The organism is Rhizobium sp. CSW-27 (assembly GCF_018760785.1).
GTDB lineage: Bacteria > Pseudomonadota > Alphaproteobacteria > Rhizobiales > Rhizobiaceae > Neorhizobium.
In genome coordinates this window covers 406964-426784 of record NZ_JAHHZO010000004.1, presented here as the reverse complement: position 1 = coordinate 426784, position 19821 = coordinate 406964, and the positions used below count along the sequence as shown (strand labels likewise).

Here is a 19821-nt window from a genome sequence, read left to right as displayed (position 1 = left end):
GGGGAATTTCGCCGCATTTTGCGGCTACGACCGTTTTTGGCGACGACCGTCCACCCGGGTCCCTTTGAGGATGGTTCGTTCGCAAGCCGAGGGCTGACAGCCCCATAAGGAGACAGGCATGAACCAAGAGGTCATGAATCTTTTCAATCCGCAGGTGCCTGCGCAGCATTTCGACTCGATCCGCATCTCGATCGCGTCGCCTGAGAAGATTCTCTCCTGGTCCTACGGCGAAATCAAAAAGCCGGAGACCATCAACTACCGTACGTTCAAGCCGGAACGTGACGGCCTCTTCTGCGCGCGCATCTTCGGGCCGATCAAGGACTACGAGTGCCTTTGCGGCAAGTACAAGCGCATGAAGTACAAGGGCATCATCTGCGAAAAGTGCGGCGTGGAAGTGACGCTGTCGCGCGTTCGCCGCGAGCGCATGGGCCATATCGAGCTCGCTGCCCCGGTCGCCCACATCTGGTTCCTGAAGTCGCTTCCGTCGCGCATCGCAACGCTGCTCGACATGACGCTGAAGGATGTCGAGCGCGTCCTCTACTTCGAACACTACATCGTCACCGAGCCGGGCCTGACCGCGCTCAAGGAACACCAGCTGCTCACCGAAGAAGAGTACATGCTGGCGGTTGACGAGTATGGCGAAGACCAGTTCACCGCGATGATCGGTGCGGAAGCCATCTACGAGATGCTGGCGTCGATGAACCTCGACAAGCTGGCCGGCGACCTGCGTTCGGAACTGGCCGACACCACGTCGGATCTGAAGCAGAAGAAGCTGATGAAGCGGCTGAAGATCGTCGAAAACTTCATCGAGTCCGGCAACCGTCCGGAATGGATGATCATGAAGGTCGTGCCGGTCATCCCACCGGACCTGCGTCCGCTGGTTCCGCTGGATGGCGGCCGTTTTGCGACGTCGGACCTCAACGATCTCTACCGCCGCGTGATCAACCGTAACAACCGTCTGAAGCGCCTGATCGAATTGCGCGCGCCGGGCATCATCATCCGCAACGAAAAGCGCATGCTGCAGGAATCTGTGGACGCGCTGTTCGACAACGGCCGTCGTGGCCGCGTCATCACCGGTGCCAACAAGCGTCCGCTGAAGTCGCTGTCCGACATGCTGAAGGGCAAGCAGGGCCGCTTCCGCCAGAACCTGCTCGGCAAGCGCGTCGACTACTCCGGCCGTTCGGTCATCGTGACCGGTCCGGAACTGAAGCTGCACCAGTGCGGTCTGCCGAAGAAGATGGCGCTCGAACTGTTCAAGCCGTTCATCTACGCCCGCCTCGACGCCAAGGGTTACTCCTCGACCGTCAAGCAGGCCAAAAAGCTGGTTGAAAAGGAAAAGCCGGAAGTCTGGGATATCCTCGACGAGGTCATCCGCGAGCATCCGGTTCTGCTCAACCGCGCACCGACGCTGCACCGCCTGGGCATCCAGGCCTTCGAACCGATCCTGGTCGAAGGCAAGGCCATCCAGCTGCATCCGCTCGTCTGCACGGCCTTCAACGCCGACTTCGACGGCGACCAGATGGCCGTTCACGTGCCGCTGTCGCTGGAAGCCCAGCTGGAAGCCCGCGTGCTGATGATGTCGACGAACAACATCCTGCATCCGGCAAACGGCGCGCCTATCATCGTTCCGTCGCAGGACATGGTTCTCGGCCTCTACTATCTGTCGATCATGAACCAGAACGAGCCGGGTGAAGGCATGGCCTTCTCCGACATGGGCGAACTGCACCATGCGCTCGAAAACAAGGTCGTGACGCTGCATGCCAAGATCCGTGGTCGCTTCAAGTCGGTCGACGAAGAGGGCAAGCCCTATTCGAAGATCTATGAGACGACGCCCGGCCGCATGATCATCGGCGAACTCCTGCCGAAGAACGGCAAGGTGCCGTTCGACATCTGCAACCAGGAAATGACCAAGAAGAACATCTCCAAGATGATCGACACGGTCTACCGCCATTGCGGCCAGAAGGACACGGTGATCTTCTGCGACCGCATCATGCAGCTCGGCTTCACCCATGCCTGCCGCGCCGGCATCTCGTTCGGCAAGGACGACATGATCATTCCGGAAACCAAGGCCAAGATCGTCGGTGACACCGAAAGCCTGGTGAAGGAATACGAGCAGCAGTACAATGACGGCCTGATCACCCAGGGCGAAAAGTACAACAAGGTCGTTGACGCCTGGGGCAAGGCCACTGAAAAGGTCGCCGAAGACATGATGGCCCGCATCAAGGCTGTCGAGTTCGACAAGGAGACCGGTCGTCAGAAGCCGATGAACGCCATCTACATGATGTCGCACTCGGGTGCTCGTGGTTCACCGAACCAGATGCGCCAGCTGGGCGGCATGCGTGGCCTCATGGCCAAGCCGTCGGGCGAAATCATCGAGACGCCGATCATCTCGAACTTCAAGGAAGGCCTGACCGTTAACGAGTACTTCAACTCGACCCACGGTGCCCGTAAGGGTCTCGCAGACACCGCCTTGAAGACCGCGAACTCGGGTTACCTGACCCGTCGTCTCGTCGACGTGGCGCAGGACTGCATCGTCAACATGGTCGATTGCGGCACCGACAAGGGCCTGACCATGACGGCGATCGTCGATGCCGGTCAGGTGGTTGCTTCGCTCGGCGCCCGTATCCTCGGCCGCACTGCGCTCGACGACATCGACAACCCGGTCACCGGCGAAAACCTCGTCAAGGCCGGCCAGATGATCCTGGAGCCGCATGTCATCGAGATCGAAAAGGCCGGCATCCAGTCCGTCCGCATTCGCTCGGCGCTGACCTGCGAAGTCCAGACGGGTGTGTGCTCGGTCTGCTATGGCCGTGACCTGGCCCGTGGTACGCCCGTCAACATGGGCGAGGCCGTCGGTGTCATCGCCGCACAGTCGATCGGCGAGCCGGGCACGCAGCTGACCATGCGTACGTTCCACCTGGGTGGCACGGCAAACGTGGTCGACCAGTCGTTCCTGGAAGCCTCCTACGAGGGCACGATCCAGATCAAGAACCGCAACGCGCTTCGCAACTCGGAAGGCAACCTGGTTGCCATGGGCCGCAACATGGCGGTCACGATTCTGGACGAGCGCGGCGTGGAACGCTCCTCGCAGCGCGTTGCCTACGGTTCGAAGCTGTTCGTGGACGATGGTGACAAGGTCAAGCGTGGTCAGCGTCTGGCGGAGTGGGACCCCTATACACGTCCGATGCTCACCGAAGTCTCGGGTATCGTGCAGTTCGAAGACGTCGTCGACTCGATCTCGGTTCTGGAATCGACCGACGAATCCACCGGCATCACCAAGCGCCAGGTCATTGACTGGCGTTCGACGCCGCGCGGTACGGATCTGAAGCCGGCCATCGTCATCAAGGACGAGACGGGCGCGATCGTGAAGCTCGGCCGTGGTGGCGACGCCCGGTTCATGCTGTCGGTGGACGCCATTCTCTCCGTCGAGCCCGGCCAGAAGGTCAGCCAGGGTGACGTCCTTGCGCGTGTTCCGATGGAAAGCGCCAAGACCAAGGACATCACCGGCGGTCTGCCGCGCGTTGCCGAACTGTTCGAAGCGCGTCGTCCGAAGGATCACGCCATCATCGCAGAGATCGATGGTACGATCCGCCTCGGCCGCGACTACAAGAACAAGCGTCGCGTGATGATCGAGCCGGCGGAAGACGGTATCGAGCCGGTCGAGTACCTGATCCCGAAGGGCAAGCCCTTCCACCTTCAGGATGGCGACTACATCGAAAAGGGTGACTACATCCTCGACGGCAACCCGGCTCCGCACGACATTCTGGCGATCAAGGGCGTGGAGGCTCTGGCTTCCTACCTCGTGAACGAAATCCAGGAAGTCTACCGACTGCAGGGCGTGGTGATCAACGACAAGCACATCGAAGTGATCGTTCGCCAGATGCTGCAGAAGGTCGAGATCACCGACAGTGGCGACAGCCAGTACATTGTGGGCGACAATGTCGACCGCATCGAACTGGACGATGCCAACGAGCGTCTCATCGAGGAAGGCAAGAAGCCGGCCTTCGGCGAGCCGGTTCTGCTCGGCATCACCAAGGCCTCGCTGCAGACGCCGTCCTTCATCTCGGCTGCCTCCTTCCAGGAAACCACCAAGGTTCTCACGGAAGCGGCAATCGCCGGCAAGATGGATACGCTGCAGGGTCTGAAGGAAAACGTCATCGTCGGCCGTCTCATCCCGGCCGGTACCGGCGGTACCATGACGCAGATCCGCCGCATCGCCACCTCGCGCGACGAGATGATCCTCGAGGAGCGTCGCAAGGGCACGGGTGCCTCGACGGCAACCCCGATGCTGCAGGACATGGCCGGTCAGGTTCCGGCTGGCGAATAAGCGCCAGCCACCACCGTTCGACAGTGAAAAAGCCGCCCGGAGCGATCCGGGCGGCTTTTTCGATGGGGCTTGTGAAAAAGGGAATAGGGAGGGAGGTGTCCGATGCGTCTCGCCCGTCGGGCTGCGTAAAGGGCAGGGCTCGGGGCATCGGCGAGCCTCAGCCGGGATTGCCTGCCGGCTTCCCGGCGGGGCCGCCTCAGTTGAAACGTATGATGGAGACTTCGCCTTCGAGCGCGCCCTGATAGGCGGAGGCATGCGGCTCTTCGACCGGTTCCTCGGTCAGGACGCCGATCTGGTCGAGATCGGCTTCGATGAAGCCTTCTTCCGACAGCGCGTTCAACGCCTCGCGGACGGCGGTGTCGTCGTCGGGGGCAGCGAGCAGGATATGCAGTTCCACGCCCTCGGCGTCCTTGGTCTCGTAGCCCTTGCCGATGATGATGAAGATCATCGGCTGCTCGCGGCTGTTGTCGTTGTCCGGCTGGCTGATCATCTGAATTGCGCTCCTTTGACGTGCGGGGAGGGACCGACTCAGGGCAGGCCGGCGAACTCCGGCCATACTTAGCGGCTTGCCCGGCAAAACACAGTGGTTAATGATTGGTAGCCCGGGTTTTCCCCTCCGTTCGCCGGTCAGAGCCTGCCAAAAGCCCTGTGATACAGGCTGTTGCGGGAGGAAAACGGAATTCGGCCTTGACGTGGCGAGGCTAAAACAGTAAACGCCCCGCATCGGAAGCGATGTGAGGCTTGCCCGTCGGGATCGACTCGTTCCTGACTTGGCCTTAAACAAGGTTCCAAAACGCACGTTGAAGACACGTATGCCGCACGCACGACGCATGGACATGCGTCCTCTGCTTTATGTGGTCCGTCCGGAATTTCGGATCGGGCCACGTTTTGCGCATGTTGATATGTGTGCCGAGGCCGGAGACGGCGCAACACTGGCCCGATGAGGGCCTTGAGAGTAGATTTTGCAAGGGATGGGTATATGCCTACCGTAAACCAGCTGATCCGCAAGCCCCGCCAGGCACAGGTCAAGCGCAACAAGGTGCCTGCTCTGCAGGAAAACCCGCAGAAGCGCGGCGTCTGCACCCGCGTTTACACCACGACCCCGAAGAAGCCGAACTCGGCTCTGCGTAAGGTCGCAAAGATCCGCCTGACCAATGGCTTCGAAGTTATCGGTTACATTCCGGGTGAAGGTCACAACCTTCAGGAGCACTCCGTCGTCATGATCCGTGGCGGCCGCGTCAAGGACCTTCCGGGTGTCCGTTACCACATCATCCGCGGTGTTCTCGATACCCAGGGTGTCAAGAATCGCAAGCAGCGCCGCTCCAAGTACGGCGCAAAGCGTCCGAAGTAATTCACCAGTTCCGGCGCCGCGCGAGGTCCTCCGCGTGATAAGGCGCCCATACTCATTTTGAAGAGACAGAACGCATGTCCAGACGTCACAGCGCAGAAAAGCGTGAAATCAACCCGGATCCGAAGTTCGGCGACCTGGTTGTCACGAAGTTCATGAATGCCATCATGCTGCATGGCAAGAAGTCCGTCGCCGAAAGCATCGTCTACGGCGCCTTCGATGCCGTTCAGGGCAAGACCAAGCAGGAGCCGCTGCAGGTCTTCCATCAGGCACTCGACAACGTCGCTCCGCACGTCGAAGTGCGTTCGCGCCGCGTTGGTGGTGCGACCTACCAGGTTCCGGTTGATGTTCGTCCGGAGCGCCGTCAGGCTCTCGCCATTCGCTGGCTGATTGCTGCCGCTCGCAAGCGCAACGAAACCACCATGGTCGACCGCCTGTCCGGCGAGTTGATGGATGCCGCCAACAACCGCGGCAGCGCCGTCAAGAAGCGCGAAGACACCCACAAGATGGCCGACGCGAACCGCGCGTTCTCGCATTACCGTTGGTAATCTTCACCCGATCGAAGTTCGAAAGGCAGTCCTATGGCTCGCGAGTATAAAATCGAAGACTACCGTAATTTCGGTATCATGGCGCATATCGACGCCGGCAAGACGACGACCACCGAGCGTATCCTCTACTACACCGGCAAGTCGCACAAGATCGGCGAAGTCCATGACGGCGCCGCGACCATGGACTGGATGGAGCAGGAGCAGGAGCGCGGCATCACCATCACGTCCGCTGCGACCACGACCTTCTGGAAGGGTCGCGACGGCAAGATGCGCCGCTTCAACATCATCGACACTCCCGGCCACGTCGACTTCACCATCGAAGTCGAGCGTTCGCTGCGCGTTCTCGACGGTGCTGTTGCTCTCCTCGACGCCAATGCCGGCGTGGAGCCGCAGACGGAAACCGTCTGGCGTCAGGCGGACAAGTACAACGTTCCGCGCATGATCTTCTGCAACAAGATGGACAAGACCGGCGCGGACTTCTACCGCTCCGTCGAGATGGTCAAGTCCCGTCTCGGCGCGACCCCGGTCGTGTGCCAGCTGCCGATCGGCGCCGAGACCGAGTTCAAGGGCGTTGTCGACCTGATCGAGATGAACGCGCTCGTCTGGCGCGACGAGTCCCTCGGCGCTGCCTGGGACGTTGTCGAAATCCCGGCTGACCTGAAGGAAAAGGCCGAGGAATATCGCGAGAAGATGATCGAGACGATTGTCGAGATCGAGGAAGAGGCGATGGAAGCCTACCTCGAAGGCAACATGCCCGACAACGACAAGATCCGCGCCCTCATCCGCCGCGGCACGATCGACGTGAAGTTCTTCCCGATGTTCTGCGGCTCGGCCTTCAAGAACAAGGGCGTTCAGCCGCTGCTCGACGCCGTTGTCGAATTCCTGCCGTCGCCGATCGACATCCCGGCGATCAAGGGCATCGATGCCAAGACCGAAGCCGACATCGAGCGTCATGCCGATGACAACGAGCCGCTGTCGATGCTGGCGTTCAAGATCATGAACGACCCCTTCGTCGGTTCGCTGACCTTCTGCCGCATTTATTCCGGCAAGCTCGAAAAGGGCTCGTCGGTCATGAACACGGTCAAGGAAAAGCGCGAGCGCGTCGGCCGCATGCTGCAGATGCACTCCAACTCGCGTGAAGACATCGAAGAAGCCTTCGCAGGCGACATCGTTGCTCTCGCCGGCCTCAAGGAAACCACGACGGGTGACACGCTCTGCGATCCCCTGAAGCCGGTTATCCTCGAGCGCATGGAATTCCCCGAGCCGGTCATCCAGATCGCGATCGAGCCGAAGTCCAAGGGCGACCAGGAAAAGATGGGCCTCGCGCTCAACCGTCTGGCAGCCGAAGACCCGTCCTTCCGCGTCAAGACCGACCAGGAATCCGGCCAGACCATCATTGCCGGCATGGGCGAACTTCACCTCGACATCATCGTCGACCGCATGCGTCGCGAGTTCAAGGTTGAAGCCAACGTCGGTGCTCCGCAGGTTGCCTACCGCGAAACCATCACCAAGGCTTGCGAAGAAGATTACACGCACAAGAAGCAGACCGGCGGTACCGGTCAGTTCGCGCGCGTCAAGATCGTCTTCGAACCGAATCCGGATGGCGAAGATTTCGTGTTCGAATCCAAGATCGTCGGCGGCTCGGTTCCGAAGGAATACATCCCTGGCGTCCAGAAGGGTATCGAAAGCGTTCTGTCTTCGGGTCCGCTGGCTGGCTTCCCGATGCTCGGCGTCAAGGCAACCCTGATCGACGGTGCGTTCCACGACGTCGACTCGTCGGTTCTCGCCTTCGAAATCGCCTCGCGTGCCTGCTTCCGCGAAGCCTCCAAGAAGGCCGGCGCCCAGCTGCTCGAGCCGATGATGAAGGTCGAAGTTGTGACGCCGGAAGACTATGTCGGCGACGTCATCGGCGACCTGAACTCCCGCCGTGGCCAGATCCAGGGCCAGGAACAGCGTGGCATTGCGATCGTGATCAACGCTCACGTCCCGCTCGCCAACATGTTCAAGTACGTCGACAACCTGCGCTCGATGTCGCAGGGCCGCGCCCAGTATTCGATGGTCTTCGATCACTACGCGCCGGTTCCCAACAACGTCGCTCAGGAAATTCAGGCGAAGTACTCCGGTCAGAAGTGACCGGGGTAACCCTTGAGACAGAAGAACGAAGAATTGCTCCGCTTCGCGCGGGGAAACAGATGGAGAGCCTGAAATGGCAAAGAGCAAGTTTGAGCGTACCAAGCCGCATGTGAACATCGGCACGATTGGCCACGTTGACCATGGCAAGACGTCTCTGACGGCAGCGATCACGAAGTACTTCGGTGAATTCAAGGCGTATGACCAGATCGACGCCGCGCCGGAAGAAAAGGCCCGTGGTATCACGATCTCGACGGCTCACGTTGAGTACGAGACGGCGAACCGCCACTACGCGCACGTCGACTGCCCCGGCCACGCCGACTACGTAAAGAACATGATCACGGGTGCCGCACAGATGGACGGCGCGATCCTGGTTTGCTCGGCCGCTGACGGCCCGATGCCGCAGACGCGCGAACACATCCTGCTGGCCCGCCAGGTCGGCGTTCCGGCTCTGGTCGTGTTCCTGAACAAGGTCGACCAGGTTGACGATGCCGAGCTTCTCGAACTCGTCGAGCTGGAAGTGCGCGAACTGCTGTCGTCCTACGACTTCCCGGGCGACGATGTTCCGGTCGTCAAGGGTTCGGCTCTTGCCGCTCTTGAAGACTCCAACAAGACGATCGGCGAAGACGCTGTGCGCGAACTGATGGCCCAGGTTGACGCCTACATCCCGACGCCGGAGCGTCCGATCGACCAGCCGTTCCTGATGCCGATCGAAGACGTGTTCTCGATCTCCGGCCGTGGTACGGTCGTGACCGGCCGCGTCGAGCGCGGCATCATCAAGGTTGGCGAAGAAGTCGAGATCGTCGGTATCCGCGCCACCTCCAAGACGACCGTGACCGGCGTTGAAATGTTCCGCAAGCTGCTCGACCAGGGCCAGGCCGGCGACAACATCGGCGCGCTGATCCGCGGCGTGAACCGTGACGGCGTCGAGCGCGGCCAGATCCTGTGCAAGCCGGGCACCGTCAAGCCGCACAAGAAGTTCAAGGCCGAAGCCTACATCCTGACGAAGGAAGAAGGCGGCCGTCATACGCCGTTCTTCACGAACTACCGTCCGCAGTTCTACTTCCGCACGACGGACGTGACGGGCATCGTGACGCTGCCGGAAGGCACGGAAATGGTTATGCCGGGCGACAACGTGACCGTTGACGTCGAGCTGATCGTTCCGATCGCGATGGAAGAAAAGCTGCGCTTCGCAATCCGCGAAGGCGGCCGCACCGTCGGCGCCGGCATCGTCGCCGCCATCGTCGAGTAATTCGGGCGAAGGGGCGGGGGGCAACCTCCGTCCCTTGGCTTCATTGCAGACCAAAAAAGTTCACTGCTTCAGCCTTCGGGCTCTTGCTTGTGACACAAAAATGTAGCAAATGGCGCGCGAGCGCGATTTGCCGCCTGCTTCGCGTTTGAGGCAGGCAGACCAATCCAAAAGGTGGGCTTCAGGCCCGAAGAGTGGATGGGGATAGCGACCAGCGGAGCTGGCCGTGCTGTCCCCCTCGATCTTTGAAACCGGTGGTCCGCCTTTAGAGAGAAAACGCCCCGTGCCGTGCTGTTGGCATCGGGGAAAAACAGAACAAGGATAACGTCGAATGAACGGCCAAAATATCCGCATTCGCCTGAAGGCGTTCGATCATCGGATCCTCGATGCTTCCACGCGCGAGATCGTGTCGACGGCGAAGCGCACCGGTGCTAGCGTCCGGGGCCCCGTTCCGCTTCCGACCCGCATCGAGAAGTTTACGGTAAACCGGTCCCCTCACATCGATAAGAAGAGCCGCGAGCAGTTCGAAATGCGCACGCACAAGCGTCTGCTCGACATCGTGGATCCCACCCCGCAGACGGTTGACGCGCTGATGAAGCTCGATCTCGCCGCCGGCGTTGATGTGGAAATCAAGCTCTGAGGCGCCTGCTTCGGGCTGAGTGAGAAGGATTGAACCGATGCGTTCAGGTGTAATTGCACAGAAGGTCGGCATGACCCGCGTCTACAACGACGCTGGCGAGCATGTGCCGGTAACGGTTCTGCGCGTTGACAACTGCCAGGTTGTTGCGCAGCGCACCGTCGAAAAGAACGGCTACACCGCCGTTCAGCTTGGCGCAGGCCAGGCAAAGGTCAAGAATACGAGCAAGGCACTGCGAGGCCACTTCGCCGTTGCCCAGGTCGAGCCGAAGCAGAAGCTCGTCGAGTTTCGCGTCGATGCCGACAACCTCATGGATGTCGGCTCCGCGCTGACGCCGAGCCACTTCACGGCTGGCCAGCTGGTCGACGTGACCGGCACCACGATCGGTAAGGGCTTTGCCGGTGCCATGAAGCGCCACAACTTCGGTGGTCTTCGTGCGACGCACGGTGTGTCCGTTTCGCACCGCTCGCATGGTTCGACCGGTAACAACCAGGATCCGGGTAAGGTCTGGAAGGGCAAGCGCATGGCTGGTCACATGGGCCAGACGCGCGTCACCACCCAGAACCTGGAAGTGGTTTCCACCGATGAAGACCGCGGTCTGATCCTCGTCAAGGGTGCCGTTCCCGGTTCGAAGGGCTCCTGGATCATCGTCCGCGACGCCGTCAAGTCGGCCGCGAAGTAAGGGAGCCTTAGGAACATGGAATTCAACGTCACGACCCTCGAGGGCAAAGACGCCGGTAAGGTCTCCCTGTCTGACGAGATCTTCGGCCTCGATCCCCGCCAGGATATCCTGGCTCGCATGGTACGCTGGCAGCTTGCCAAGAAGCAGCAGGGTACCCACAAGTCCAAGGGCCGCTCCGAGGTCGCTCGCACCGGCTCCAAGATGTACAAGCAGAAGGGTACGGGCCGCGCTCGTCACCATTCGGCTCGTGCTCCGCAGTTCCGCGGTGGTGGTAAGGCTCATGGCCCGGTTGTCCGCAGCCACGAGCATGACCTGCCGAAGAAGGTACGCGCTCTTGCGCTCCGTCACGCCCTGTCTGCCAAGCTGAAGGCTGAAGAGCTGATCATCGTCGATCAGGTTGCTGCTGCCGAAGCCAAGACCAAGGCTGTTGCCGGCACGCTCGCAACGCTCGGCCTGACCAACGCACTCTTCGTTGGCGGTTCGGAACTCGACAACAATTTCAAGCTCGCTGCCGCAAACATCCCGAACATCGATGTTCTGCCGGTTCAGGGCATCAATGTGTACGACATCCTGCGTCGCGGCAAGCTCGTGCTTTCCAAGGCAGCGGTTGAGGCTCTGGAGGAGCGGTTCAAATGACGGATCTTCGCCACTATGATGTGATCGTCTCGCCGGCGATCACCGAAAAGTCGACGCTGGTCTCGGAATACAACCAGGTCGTCTTCAACGTCGCCAAGGGTGCCAGCAAGCCGGAAATCAAGGCGGCTGTCGAAGCTCTGTTCGGCGTCAAGGTCACGGCCGTCAACACGCTCGTCCGCAAGGGCAAGACCAAGCGTTTCCGCGGCTTCATCGGCAAGCAGAAGGACGTCAAGAAGGCTGTCGTGACGCTCGCCGAAGGTCAGTCCATCGACGTGTCGACGGGCGTCTGAGGTAGGGAAGAAGAACAATGGCATTGAAAAGCTTTAACCCGACGACTCCGAGCCAGCGCCAGCTGGTCATTGTCGACCGTTCCGGTCTGTACAAGGGCAAGCCGGTCAAGTCGCTGACCGAGGGTCTGACCTCGAAGGGCGGCCGCAACAACCTGGGTCGCATCACCGTGCGCTTCCGGGGCGGCGGTCACAAGCGTACCTACCGCCTGATCGACTTCAAGCGTCGCAAGTTCGACATCGAAGGCACGGTCGAGCGTCTGGAATACGACCCGAACCGCACCGCCTTCATCGCTCTCGTCAGCTATGCCGACGGCGAACAGGCCTATATCCTGGCTCCGCAGCGCCTTGCTGTCGGCGACAAGGTCATCGCGTCCGACAAGGCCGTTGACGTGAAGCCCGGCAATGCGATGCCGCTTCAGTACATCCCGGTAGGCTCCATCATCCACAACGTGGAAATGAAGCCGGGCAAGGGTGGCCAGATCGCCCGTTCGGCTGGCGCCTATGCTCAGCTGGTCGGTCGTGACCAGGGCATGGCGATCCTGCGCCTGAACTCGGGCGAGCAGCGCCTGGTGCATGGCACGTGCCTCGCCTCGATTGGTGCCGTTTCCAACCCGGAACACACCAACATCAACGATGGCAAGGCCGGTCGTTCGCGCTGGCGCGGCAAGCGTCCGCATGTTCGCGGCGTCGTCATGAACCCGGTTGACCACCCGCACGGCGGTGGTGAAGGCCGCACCTCCGGTGGCCGCCACCCGGTTACCCCCTGGGGCAAGCCGACGAAGGGCAAGCGTACCCGTTCGAACAAGTCGACCGACAAGTTCATCATGCGCTCGCGCCATCAGCTGAAGAAGTAAGAGAAGGAAGTCAGATATGGCTCGTTCAGTTTGGAAAGGCCCGTTCGTCGACGGCTATCTTCTCAAGAAGGCTGAGAAGGTGCGCGAAGGCGGCCGCAATGAAGTCATCAAGATCTGGAGCCGCCGCTCCACGATCCTGCCGCAGTTCGTCGGCCTCACCTTCGGGGTCTACAACGGCAGCAAGCACGTTCCGGTCAGCGTCAACGAAGACATGGTCGGCCACAAGTTCGGTGAATTCTCTCCGACCCGGACCTATTACGGTCACGGTGCGGACAAGAAGGCAAAGAGGAAGTAATCATGGCGAAGGCAAAGACCGAACGCCGGCTGAAGGACAACGAGGCACAGGCAGTTGCCCGTACGCTTCGCGTCAGCCCGCAGAAGCTGAACCTGGTTGCCGCCATGATCCGCGGCAAGAAGGTTGAACGCGCTCTCGCTGAGCTCGAATTCTCCCGCAAGCGCATTGCCGGCCAGGTGAAGAAGACCCTCGAGTCGGCTATCGCCAACGCCGAGAACAACCACGACCTCGACGTCGACGCCCTGATCGTGTCGGAAGCCTATGTCGGCAAGTCGATCACGATGAAGCGTTTCCACGCTCGTGGCCGTGGTCGCGCTTCCCGCATTGAAAAGCCCTTCGCGCACCTGACCATCGTGGTTCGTGAAGTCGAGGAAAAAGGGGAGGCCGCATAATGGGCCAGAAAATCAATCCGATCGGTTTCCGCCTCGGCATCAACCGCACCTGGGATAGCCGCTGGTTTGCAGACAATGCCGAATACGGCCAGCTTCTGCACGAAGACCTGAAGATGCGCGCCTTCCTGATGTCGGAACTGAAGCAGGCCGGCATCGCCAAGGTGGTCATCGAGCGTCCGCACAAGAAGTGCCGCGTCACGATCCATTCGGCTCGTCCGGGCCTGATCATCGGCAAGAAGGGCGCCGACATCGAGAAGCTTCGCAAGAAGCTTTCCGAGATGACCTCTTCTGAAACGCACCTCAACATTGTTGAAGTGCGCAAGCCGGAAGTCGACGCAACGCTCGTTGCCCAGTCGATCGCCCAGCAGCTGGAACGCCGCGTGGCCTTCCGTCGCGCCATGAAGCGCGCCGTGCAGTCCGCGATGCGTCTTGGCGCCGAAGGCATCAAGATCACCTGCGCCGGCCGTCTCGGCGGCGCGGAAATCGCTCGTACGGAATGGTACCGCGAAGGTCGCGTTCCGCTTCACACGCTGCGCGCGGACATCGATTACGGTACGGCGGAAGCCGAAACCGCATTCGGCATCTGCGGCATCAAGGTCTGGATCTTCAAGGGCGAAATCCTTGAGCACGATCCGATGGCTTCCGAACGTCGCGCTCTCGAAGGCGATGCTCAGGGTCCGGCAAGCCGTGACCGTGATCGTCGTCGCGAAAACGCTTGATAGGCGCTGGCGAAAGATAAGCTCGGAGAAGTAAGAAAATGTTGCAGCCAAAGCGTACCAAGTACCGCAAGCAGTTCAAGGGCCGCATCAAGGGTGTGGCCAAGGGTGGCTTCGACCTGGCATTCGGTGAATTCGGCCTCAAGGCTCTCGAACCGAACCGTGTCAACGCTCGTGAGATCGAAGCAGCTCGTCGTGCGATCACCCGCTACATGAAGCGCGCCGGTCGCGTTTGGATCCGCGTCTTCCCGGACGTTCCGGTCACGGCAAAGCCGACCGAAGTTCGTATGGGTAAGGGCAAGGGTTCGGTGGAATACTGGGCATGCAAGGTCAAGCCCGGTCGCATGATGTTCGAGATTGACGGTGTTTCGGAAGAAATCGCCCGCGAGGCGCTTCGTCTGGGCTCCGCCAAGCTCTCGGTCAAGACGCGCTTCGTTCAGCGCATCGCAGAGTAAGGGGTCAGGCACATGAAAGCCGAAGAAGTACGCGGCCTCACGGCCGACCAGCTCAAGGACAAGCTTGCGGAGCTCAAGAAGGAGCAGTTCAACCTGCGCTTCCAGAAGGCCACCGGTCAGCTTGAGAAGTCCTCGCGCATCACTGAGGTTCGCAAGGACATCGCTCGCGTGAAAACCATTGCCCGCCAGAAGGCGGCAGAAGCAAAGGCCTAAGGGAAGAACAATATGCCGAAGCGCATTCTGCAGGGCGTCGTGGTCAGCGACAAGAACGACAAGACGGTAGTTGTCCGGGTCGAGCGTCGATTCGCTCACCCGCTGCTCCAGAAGACCGTCCGTCGTTCCAAGAAGTACAAGGCACACGACGAAAACAACCAGTTCAAGATCGGTGATGTCGTCTCCATCCAGGAGTGCGCACCGATTTCCAAGGATAAGTGCTGGACGGTCATCTCCGCCCACGCTTAATTTGCAGAGATCCGTGCCTGGGCCTTGTGTTCGGCGCGGAAATCTGTATTAAGCAGCGCATTGGCGCAGAACGCCCGGTCACGGGCGTTCTTTTGCTTTGCAGCGCAGGGAAGGTCCCGTCGTGGAAACCACCTTGGCAAGACCCAATCCCGCGCAACAAAATAAATATGTCCATGAGCCGGAAAAGGGGGCTTCGGCCCAACCGTTCCGGTCATTACAAGAAGGCGACCTGACATGATTCAGATGCAAACAAACCTCGACGTTGCCGATAATTCCGGCGCGCGTCGTGTCATGTGCATCAAGGTGCTGGGCGGCTCCAAGCGCAAGTACGCTTCGATCGGCGACATCATCGTCGTTTCGATCAAGGAAGCGATCCCGCGCGGCCGCGTCAAGAAGGGCGACGTGATGAAGGCTGTCGTCGTTCGCACCGCCAAGGACATCCGCCGCCCCGACGGCAGCGTCATCCGCTTCGATAACAACGCAGCGGTCCTCATCGACAACAAGAAAGAGCCGATCGGCACCCGTATCTTCGGACCGGTTCCGCGCGAACTTCGCGCCAAGAACCATATGAAGATCATCTCGCTGGCTCCGGAAGTACTCTAAGGGAGCGGATAGCCATGCAGAAGATTCGCAAGGGCGACAACGTCGTCGTACTCACCGGCAAGGACAAGGGCCGCACCGGTGAAGTCATTCAAGTGATGCCGAAGGAAGATCATGCCATCGTTCGTGGCGTGAACATGGTCAAGCGCCACCAGCGCCAGACCCAGACCCAGGAAGCGGGCATCATCAACAAGGAAGCTCCGATCCATCTGTCGAACATCGCGATCGTCGCGAAGGACGGCAAGCCGACCCGCGTTGGCTTCTCCGTCGTGGATGGCAAGAAGGTCCGTGTAGCCAAGCGTACGGGAGATGTGATCGATGGCTGAGGCAAAGTACGAACCGCGTCTCAAGACGGAATACGTATCCCGCATTCGCGCTGCGATGCAGGAGAAGTTTTCCTACGCCAACGAGATGCAGATCCCGAAGCTGGAAAAGATCGTCATCAACATGGGCGTCGGCGAAGCGACCGCTGACTCGAAGAAGCCCACCGTTGCTGCTGCCGATCTTGCAGCCATCGCCGGCCAGAAGCCGGTGATCACCCGCGCCCGCAACTCCATCGCCGGCTTCAAGGTCCGCGAAGGCATGCCGATCGGTGCCAAGGTGACGCTTCGCGGCGCGCGCATGTATGAATTCCTGGACCGCCTGGTCAACATCGCGCTGCCGCGCGTTCGCGACTTCCGCGGCCTGAATCCGAAGAGCTTTGACGGCCGTGGCAACTTCGCCATGGGCATCAAGGAGCACATCGTGTTCCCGGAGATCAACTACGACAAGGTTGATCAGATGTGGGGCATGGACATCATCGTTTGCACGACGGCAAGCACGGACGACGAAGCGCGGGCTCTTCTGAAAGAGTTCAACTTCCCGTTCCGTACGTAACCGTAACGACGAGCGTAGAAAAGGAACTCGATATGGCGAAGACAAGCGCAATCGAAAAGAACAAGCGCCGCCGCAAGACGGTTGCCGACCATGCTGCCAAGCGTGCAGCACTGAAGGCAATCATCATGAACCAGGACCTGCCGATCGAAGATCGCTTCAAGGCCACCTTGAAGCTGGCTTCGCTGCCGCGCAACGGTTCCAAGACCCGCATCCGCAACCGTTGCGAAGTGACTGGCCGCCCGCGCGCCTTCTATCGCAAGCTCAAGATGTCCCGTATCGCGCTGCGCGAGCTGGGCAACCTGGGCAAGGTTCCCGGTATCGTGAAGTCCAGCTGGTAAGGAGACGGTTCACATGACCATGACTGATCCTCTGGGCGATATGCTCACCCGCATCCGCAACGGTGCAGCCCGCCGCAAGACCTCCGTGACGACGCCGGCTTCCAAGCTGCGCGCCCGCGTTCTGGACGTTCTGCAGGCCGAAGGTTACATCCGCGGCTATTCCCAGGTCGATTACGGCAACGGCAAGTCCGAGTTCGAAATCGAACTGAAGTACTACGAAGGCGCTTCGGTCATCCGCGAGATCGGCCGCGTGTCCAAGCCGGGCCGCCGGGTCTATGTCTCGGTGAAGTCCATTCCGCAGGTCGCGAACGGCCTTGGCATCACCATCCTTTCGACTCCGAAGGGCGTGATGGCCGATCATCAGGCGCGCGAACAGAACGTTGGTGGTGAGGTTCTCTGCTCGGTCTTCTAAGACCGGTCAGGACCTCCGTAACGAACAGACAGGATTGAAACATGTCTCGTATCGGTAAAAAGCCCGTTCAGGTTCCGGCAGGTGTCACGGCCGCTGTCGAAGGACAGAAGGTGACTGCCAAGGGCCCGAAGGGCGAACTCGTCTTCGTCGCCAATGACGAAGTGAAGGTTTCCTTCGACAACAACGCGGTTTCGGTGGTTCCGGCCAACGATTCCAAGGATGCTCGCGCAAAGTGGGGCATGTCCCGCACGATGATCGAGAACCTGTTCAAGGGCGTCAAGGACGGCTTCGAGCGCAAGCTCGAAATCAACGGCGTTGGTTATCGCGCCGCCATGCAGGGCAAGAACCTGCAGCTGTCCCTCGGCTTCAGCCATGACGTCGTGTATGAGCCTCCGCAGGGCATCACCATTGCCGTGCCGAAGCCGACGGAAATCGTCGTCACCGGCATTAACAAGCAGCAGGTCGGTCAGGTAGCCGCGGAAATCCGCGAATACCGCGGTCCGGAGCCCTACAAGGGCAAGGGCGTCAAGTACGCCGAAGAACGGATCGTCCGCAAGGAAGGCAAGAAGAAGTAAGGTTGACGCGATATGGCTAGCAGGAAAGAAGCACTTGCAAAGCGCGCGAGCCGTGTACGCCGCCAGATCAAGGCGGTTGCCAATGGCCGCCCGCGTCTGTCGGTTCATCGCTCGTCGAAGAACATCTATGCCCAGATCATCGATGATGTGGCCGGCCGTACGCTGGCTGCAGCATCGACCCTCGACGCAGGTCTGCGTTCCACCCTGAAGACGGGTGCGGACAAGGACGCTGCGGCTGCCGTCGGCAAGCTCGTTGCAGAGCGCGCCACCGCAGCAGGCGTTTCCGAAGTGGTCTTTGACCGCGGCGCCTTCGTCTATCACGGCCGCATCAAGGCGCTTGCCGATGCTGCCCGCGAAGGCGGTCTGAGCTTCTAAAAAATTGAGGTCCGGTCTTTCGGGACCGGACCTTTTGGCGTATTACGCCACCACGCCGGCCGGTCGGCCTTCTTTTCCTGCGGGAGGGGAGGGCGCCGGCTTTTCGAAGTCCGCCGTTTGCACCCGGAAAAGAAAAAGGAACAGGACAATGGCACAGGAAAAGAGAGGCTCGCGCGAGGATCGCTCGAGCCGTGAAGAGCGCGACAGCGAATTCGTCGACAAGCTTGTCGCGATCAACCGCGTCGCCAAGGTCGTCAAGGGCGGCCGTCGCTTCGGTTTTGCAGCTCTCGTCGTCGTCGGCGACCAGAAGGGCCGCGTCGGCTTCGGCCATGGCAAGGCACGCGAAGTGCCGGAAGCCATCCGCAAGGCAACGGAAGCTGCCAAGCGTGACCTGATCTTCGTCCCGCTGCGCGATGGCCGCACGCTGCATCACGATGTCAACGGCCGTCACGGCGCCGGCAAGGTTCTGCTGCGCTCCGCCAAGGCCGGTACCGGTATCATCGCCGGCGGTCCGATGCGCGCCGTTTTCGAAACGCTCGGCGTTCATGACGTCGTTGCGAAGTCGACCGGTTCGTCGAACCCCTACAACATGGTTCGCGCCACGTTCGACGCCCTGAAGCACCAGGTGCATCCGAAGGACATCGCAGCACAGCGCGGCCTGAAATACGCCACGCTGCAGGCTCGCCGTGCCGCTTCCGGCAATGCAGCGGAAGAATAAGGAGCTCTCTGATGGCCACTGAAACCAAGAAGACGGTCACGGTCGAACAGATCGGTAGCCCCATTCGCCGGCCTGCTGTTCAGCGTCAGACGCTGATCGGTCTCGGCCTCAACAAGATGCACCGGGTTCGCACGCTGGAAGATACCCCTTCCGTTCGTGGCATGATCCGGGCTGTCCAGCATCTCGTTCGCGTCGTCGACGAGAAGTGAGACGGGAGTAGAGATCATGAAACTCAACGAAATCAGAGATAACGAAGGCGCCACCAAGGACCGCATCCGCGTTGGTCGCGGTATCGGCTCCGGCAAGGGCAAGACCGGCGGACGCGGCGTGAAGGGCCAGAAGGCTCGTTCCGGCGTTGCGATCAACGGCTTCGAAGGCGGCCAGATGCCGATCTATCGTCGCCTGCCGAAGCGCGGCTTCAACAACATCTTCAAGTCGGACTTCGTCACGGTGTCGCTCGGCCGCATCCAGGCTGCCATCGACGCCAACAAGCTCGACGCTTCGGCCACGATCGATGCGGCAGCGCTCAAGGCTGCCGGCGTGATCCGTCGCCCGAAGGATGGCGTTCGCGTTCTCGCCGACGGCGAGCTGACGGCAAAGGTTTCGATCGAAGTCGCCGGCGCTTCCAAGGCTGCCGTCGAGAAGATCGAAAAGGCCGGCGGTTCGATCAAGCTGCCGGAAGTGGCAGCAGCCGAATAATCTGGTAAGGAATCGCCCGGAGTGCTTCACTTCGGGCGATTTTGCTCCCATATGTGAGCCTCACGAGCCTGGGCCGCATCGGCGGGGACCCCGGGCGATCGCGGAAAATGGGGTGGGGCATCGGGTTGCGTCGCAGCCTCCGTCTCCCGGTTTTCTGAACCTGAATGTGGACTGCTTTCCGGGCCAGGCCGTATGCACAGTGCCGCC

The 19821-nt window shown here is 60.7% G+C and carries 27 protein-coding genes; 26 read left to right on the top strand and 1 reads right to left on the bottom strand.

What is annotated here, in order from left to right; translation table 11 throughout:
- The first annotated feature begins 118 nt into the window (after positions 1-118).
- Positions 119-4327 carry a DNA-directed RNA polymerase subunit beta' gene (gene rpoC / locus KLP42_RS11155; RefSeq protein ID WP_215566673.1) on the top strand — a complete coding sequence of 1403 codons (4209 nt, stop codon included), beginning with the start codon at positions 119-121 and terminating at the stop codon, positions 4325-4327.
- Positions 4328-4523: 196 nt separating this feature from the next.
- Here the strand turns inward: rpoC and KLP42_RS11150 are convergent, their stop codons facing one another.
- The gene (locus tag KLP42_RS11150) at positions 4524-4817 is read right to left on the bottom strand and encodes a transcriptional regulator (protein ID WP_215566671.1); all 294 of its coding nucleotides are present in this window, start codon (positions 4815-4817) and stop codon (positions 4524-4526) included.
- Between the two features lie 489 nt (positions 4818-5306).
- Here KLP42_RS11150 and rpsL point away from each other — a divergent pair, with 489 nt between their 5' ends.
- From rpsL to rplO, 25 genes are all read left to right on the top strand, one after another.
- On the top strand, positions 5307-5678 hold the full coding sequence (rpsL, locus tag KLP42_RS11145; protein WP_003507760.1) for a 30S ribosomal protein S12: 372 nt from the start codon (positions 5307-5309) through the stop codon (positions 5676-5678).
- Between the two features lie 74 nt (positions 5679-5752).
- Positions 5753-6223, top strand: a complete 471-nt coding sequence (gene rpsG / locus KLP42_RS11140) for a 30S ribosomal protein S7 (protein ID WP_215566669.1) — start codon at positions 5753-5755, stop codon at positions 6221-6223.
- A 33-nt stretch (positions 6224-6256) separates the two neighbouring features.
- Positions 6257-8356 (top strand): elongation factor G, encoded by a 2100-nt coding sequence (fusA, locus tag KLP42_RS11135; RefSeq protein WP_215566667.1) that lies wholly within the window; start codon positions 6257-6259, stop codon positions 8354-8356.
- 73 nt (positions 8357-8429) lie between these two features.
- Complete coding sequence (tuf, locus tag KLP42_RS11130; RefSeq protein WP_143128073.1) at positions 8430-9605, top strand: elongation factor Tu; 1176 nt, start codon at positions 8430-8432, stop codon at positions 9603-9605.
- A 328-nt stretch (positions 9606-9933) separates the two neighbouring features.
- Positions 9934-10242 carry a 30S ribosomal protein S10 gene (gene rpsJ / locus KLP42_RS11125; RefSeq protein ID WP_003547547.1) on the top strand — a complete coding sequence of 103 codons (309 nt, stop codon included), beginning with the start codon at positions 9934-9936 and terminating at the stop codon, positions 10240-10242.
- Between the two features lie 37 nt (positions 10243-10279).
- Positions 10280-10921, top strand: a complete 642-nt coding sequence (gene rplC, locus KLP42_RS11120) for a 50S ribosomal protein L3 (protein ID WP_215566665.1) — start codon at positions 10280-10282, stop codon at positions 10919-10921.
- 15 nt (positions 10922-10936) lie between these two features.
- Positions 10937-11557, top strand: coding sequence for a 50S ribosomal protein L4 (gene rplD / locus KLP42_RS11115; protein ID WP_215566663.1), 621 nt, complete (start codon positions 10937-10939; stop codon positions 11555-11557).
- On the top strand, positions 11554-11847 hold the full coding sequence (locus tag KLP42_RS11110) for a 50S ribosomal protein L23 (RefSeq protein ID WP_143128041.1): 294 nt from the start codon (positions 11554-11556) through the stop codon (positions 11845-11847). Before rplD ends, KLP42_RS11110 begins: the two co-directional genes overlap by 4 nt.
- Positions 11848-11864: 17 nt before the next feature.
- Positions 11865-12701, top strand: a complete 837-nt coding sequence (rplB, locus tag KLP42_RS11105) for a 50S ribosomal protein L2 (protein WP_215566662.1) — start codon at positions 11865-11867, stop codon at positions 12699-12701.
- Between the two features lie 16 nt (positions 12702-12717).
- Complete coding sequence (rpsS, locus tag KLP42_RS11100; protein ID WP_075627127.1) at positions 12718-12996, top strand: 30S ribosomal protein S19; 279 nt, start codon at positions 12718-12720, stop codon at positions 12994-12996.
- Between the two features lie 2 nt (positions 12997-12998).
- On the top strand, positions 12999-13388 hold the full coding sequence (gene rplV / locus KLP42_RS11095; protein ID WP_143128039.1) for a 50S ribosomal protein L22: 390 nt from the start codon (positions 12999-13001) through the stop codon (positions 13386-13388).
- Positions 13388-14107, top strand: coding sequence for a 30S ribosomal protein S3 (gene rpsC / locus KLP42_RS11090; protein ID WP_143128038.1), 720 nt, complete (start codon positions 13388-13390; stop codon positions 14105-14107). The genes rplV and rpsC overlap by 1 nt, the downstream gene beginning before the upstream one ends.
- Positions 14108-14145: 38 nt before the next feature.
- Entirely contained in the window at positions 14146-14559 is a 414-nt protein-coding gene (rplP, locus tag KLP42_RS11085; RefSeq protein WP_015915745.1) for a 50S ribosomal protein L16, read from the top strand.
- A 12-nt stretch (positions 14560-14571) separates the two neighbouring features.
- The gene (gene rpmC / locus KLP42_RS11080; protein ID WP_143128037.1) at positions 14572-14772 is read left to right on the top strand and encodes a 50S ribosomal protein L29; all 201 of its coding nucleotides are present in this window, start codon (positions 14572-14574) and stop codon (positions 14770-14772) included.
- A 12-nt stretch (positions 14773-14784) separates the two neighbouring features.
- On the top strand, positions 14785-15021 hold the full coding sequence (gene rpsQ, locus KLP42_RS11075) for a 30S ribosomal protein S17 (RefSeq protein WP_215566659.1): 237 nt from the start codon (positions 14785-14787) through the stop codon (positions 15019-15021).
- Between the two features lie 234 nt (positions 15022-15255).
- A complete protein-coding gene (gene rplN, locus KLP42_RS11070; RefSeq protein ID WP_007770138.1) occupies positions 15256-15624 on the top strand; it encodes a 50S ribosomal protein L14 in 369 nt (122 codons plus the stop codon).
- Between the two features lie 14 nt (positions 15625-15638).
- Positions 15639-15947 (top strand): 50S ribosomal protein L24, encoded by a 309-nt coding sequence (gene rplX, locus KLP42_RS11065; RefSeq protein ID WP_215566657.1) that lies wholly within the window; start codon positions 15639-15641, stop codon positions 15945-15947.
- A complete protein-coding gene (gene rplE / locus KLP42_RS11060) occupies positions 15940-16497 on the top strand; it encodes a 50S ribosomal protein L5 (RefSeq protein WP_215566655.1) in 558 nt (185 codons plus the stop codon). The genes rplX and rplE overlap by 8 nt, the downstream gene beginning before the upstream one ends.
- Before the next feature lie 32 nt (positions 16498-16529).
- On the top strand, positions 16530-16835 hold the full coding sequence (rpsN, locus tag KLP42_RS11055; RefSeq protein ID WP_143128033.1) for a 30S ribosomal protein S14: 306 nt from the start codon (positions 16530-16532) through the stop codon (positions 16833-16835).
- Between the two features lie 13 nt (positions 16836-16848).
- Positions 16849-17247, top strand: coding sequence for a 30S ribosomal protein S8 (gene rpsH, locus KLP42_RS11050; protein ID WP_215566653.1), 399 nt, complete (start codon positions 16849-16851; stop codon positions 17245-17247).
- A gap of 41 nt (positions 17248-17288) precedes the next feature.
- Positions 17289-17822, top strand: a complete 534-nt coding sequence (gene rplF / locus KLP42_RS11045; protein WP_215566651.1) for a 50S ribosomal protein L6 — start codon at positions 17289-17291, stop codon at positions 17820-17822.
- A gap of 12 nt (positions 17823-17834) precedes the next feature.
- Entirely contained in the window at positions 17835-18197 is a 363-nt protein-coding gene (gene rplR, locus KLP42_RS11040) for a 50S ribosomal protein L18 (RefSeq protein WP_215566649.1), read from the top strand.
- A 148-nt stretch (positions 18198-18345) separates the two neighbouring features.
- The gene (gene rpsE / locus KLP42_RS11035) at positions 18346-18915 is read left to right on the top strand and encodes a 30S ribosomal protein S5 (protein WP_215566647.1); all 570 of its coding nucleotides are present in this window, start codon (positions 18346-18348) and stop codon (positions 18913-18915) included.
- 11 nt (positions 18916-18926) lie between these two features.
- A complete protein-coding gene (gene rpmD, locus KLP42_RS11030; RefSeq protein WP_215566645.1) occupies positions 18927-19124 on the top strand; it encodes a 50S ribosomal protein L30 in 198 nt (65 codons plus the stop codon).
- Positions 19125-19140: 16 nt separating this feature from the next.
- Positions 19141-19614 (top strand): 50S ribosomal protein L15, encoded by a 474-nt coding sequence (gene rplO, locus KLP42_RS11025; RefSeq protein ID WP_215566643.1) that lies wholly within the window; start codon positions 19141-19143, stop codon positions 19612-19614.
- Positions 19615-19821: the final 207 nt, after the last annotated feature.

Excerpts from the sequence above, each read along its gene's own strand:
- rpsL (WP_003507760.1), top strand. The coding sequence starts at position 5,307 with ATGCCTACCGTAAACCAGCTGATCCGCAAGCCCCGCCAGGCACAGGTC.
- rplO (WP_215566643.1), top strand. The coding sequence starts at position 19,141 with ATGAAACTCAACGAAATCAGAGATAACGAAGGCGCCACCAAGGACCGC.
- KLP42_RS11150 (WP_215566671.1), bottom strand. The coding sequence starts at position 4,817 with ATGATCAGCCAGCCGGACAACGACAACAGCCGCGAGCAGCCGATGATC.
- rpmC (WP_143128037.1), top strand. The coding sequence starts at position 14,572 with ATGAAAGCCGAAGAAGTACGCGGCCTCACGGCCGACCAGCTCAAGGAC.
- rpsE (WP_215566647.1), top strand. The coding sequence starts at position 18,346 with ATGGCACAGGAAAAGAGAGGCTCGCGCGAGGATCGCTCGAGCCGTGAA.
- rpsH (WP_215566653.1), top strand. The coding sequence starts at position 16,849 with ATGACCATGACTGATCCTCTGGGCGATATGCTCACCCGCATCCGCAAC.
- KLP42_RS11110 (WP_143128041.1), top strand. The coding sequence starts at position 11,554 with ATGACGGATCTTCGCCACTATGATGTGATCGTCTCGCCGGCGATCACC.
- rplX (WP_215566657.1), top strand. The coding sequence starts at position 15,639 with ATGCAGAAGATTCGCAAGGGCGACAACGTCGTCGTACTCACCGGCAAG.
- rpsC (WP_143128038.1), top strand. The coding sequence starts at position 13,388 with ATGGGCCAGAAAATCAATCCGATCGGTTTCCGCCTCGGCATCAACCGC.
- rplN (WP_007770138.1), top strand. The coding sequence starts at position 15,256 with ATGATTCAGATGCAAACAAACCTCGACGTTGCCGATAATTCCGGCGCG.
- rplR (WP_215566649.1), top strand. The coding sequence starts at position 17,835 with ATGGCTAGCAGGAAAGAAGCACTTGCAAAGCGCGCGAGCCGTGTACGC.
- rpsS (WP_075627127.1), top strand. The coding sequence starts at position 12,718 with ATGGCTCGTTCAGTTTGGAAAGGCCCGTTCGTCGACGGCTATCTTCTC.
- rplE (WP_215566655.1), top strand. The coding sequence starts at position 15,940 with ATGGCTGAGGCAAAGTACGAACCGCGTCTCAAGACGGAATACGTATCC.
- rplF (WP_215566651.1), top strand. The coding sequence starts at position 17,289 with ATGTCTCGTATCGGTAAAAAGCCCGTTCAGGTTCCGGCAGGTGTCACG.
- rplD (WP_215566663.1), top strand. The coding sequence starts at position 10,937 with ATGGAATTCAACGTCACGACCCTCGAGGGCAAAGACGCCGGTAAGGTC.
- rpmD (WP_215566645.1), top strand. The coding sequence starts at position 18,927 with ATGGCCACTGAAACCAAGAAGACGGTCACGGTCGAACAGATCGGTAGC.
- tuf (WP_143128073.1), top strand. The coding sequence starts at position 8,430 with ATGGCAAAGAGCAAGTTTGAGCGTACCAAGCCGCATGTGAACATCGGC.
- rpsQ (WP_215566659.1), top strand. The coding sequence starts at position 14,785 with ATGCCGAAGCGCATTCTGCAGGGCGTCGTGGTCAGCGACAAGAACGAC.
- rpsG (WP_215566669.1), top strand. The coding sequence starts at position 5,753 with ATGTCCAGACGTCACAGCGCAGAAAAGCGTGAAATCAACCCGGATCCG.
- rplC (WP_215566665.1), top strand. The coding sequence starts at position 10,280 with ATGCGTTCAGGTGTAATTGCACAGAAGGTCGGCATGACCCGCGTCTAC.
- fusA (WP_215566667.1), top strand. The coding sequence starts at position 6,257 with ATGGCTCGCGAGTATAAAATCGAAGACTACCGTAATTTCGGTATCATG.
- rplP (WP_015915745.1), top strand. The coding sequence starts at position 14,146 with ATGTTGCAGCCAAAGCGTACCAAGTACCGCAAGCAGTTCAAGGGCCGC.
- rpsN (WP_143128033.1), top strand. The coding sequence starts at position 16,530 with ATGGCGAAGACAAGCGCAATCGAAAAGAACAAGCGCCGCCGCAAGACG.
- rplV (WP_143128039.1), top strand. The coding sequence starts at position 12,999 with ATGGCGAAGGCAAAGACCGAACGCCGGCTGAAGGACAACGAGGCACAG.
- rpoC (WP_215566673.1), top strand. The coding sequence starts at position 119 with ATGAACCAAGAGGTCATGAATCTTTTCAATCCGCAGGTGCCTGCGCAG.
- rplB (WP_215566662.1), top strand. The coding sequence starts at position 11,865 with ATGGCATTGAAAAGCTTTAACCCGACGACTCCGAGCCAGCGCCAGCTG.
- rpsJ (WP_003547547.1), top strand. The coding sequence starts at position 9,934 with ATGAACGGCCAAAATATCCGCATTCGCCTGAAGGCGTTCGATCATCGG.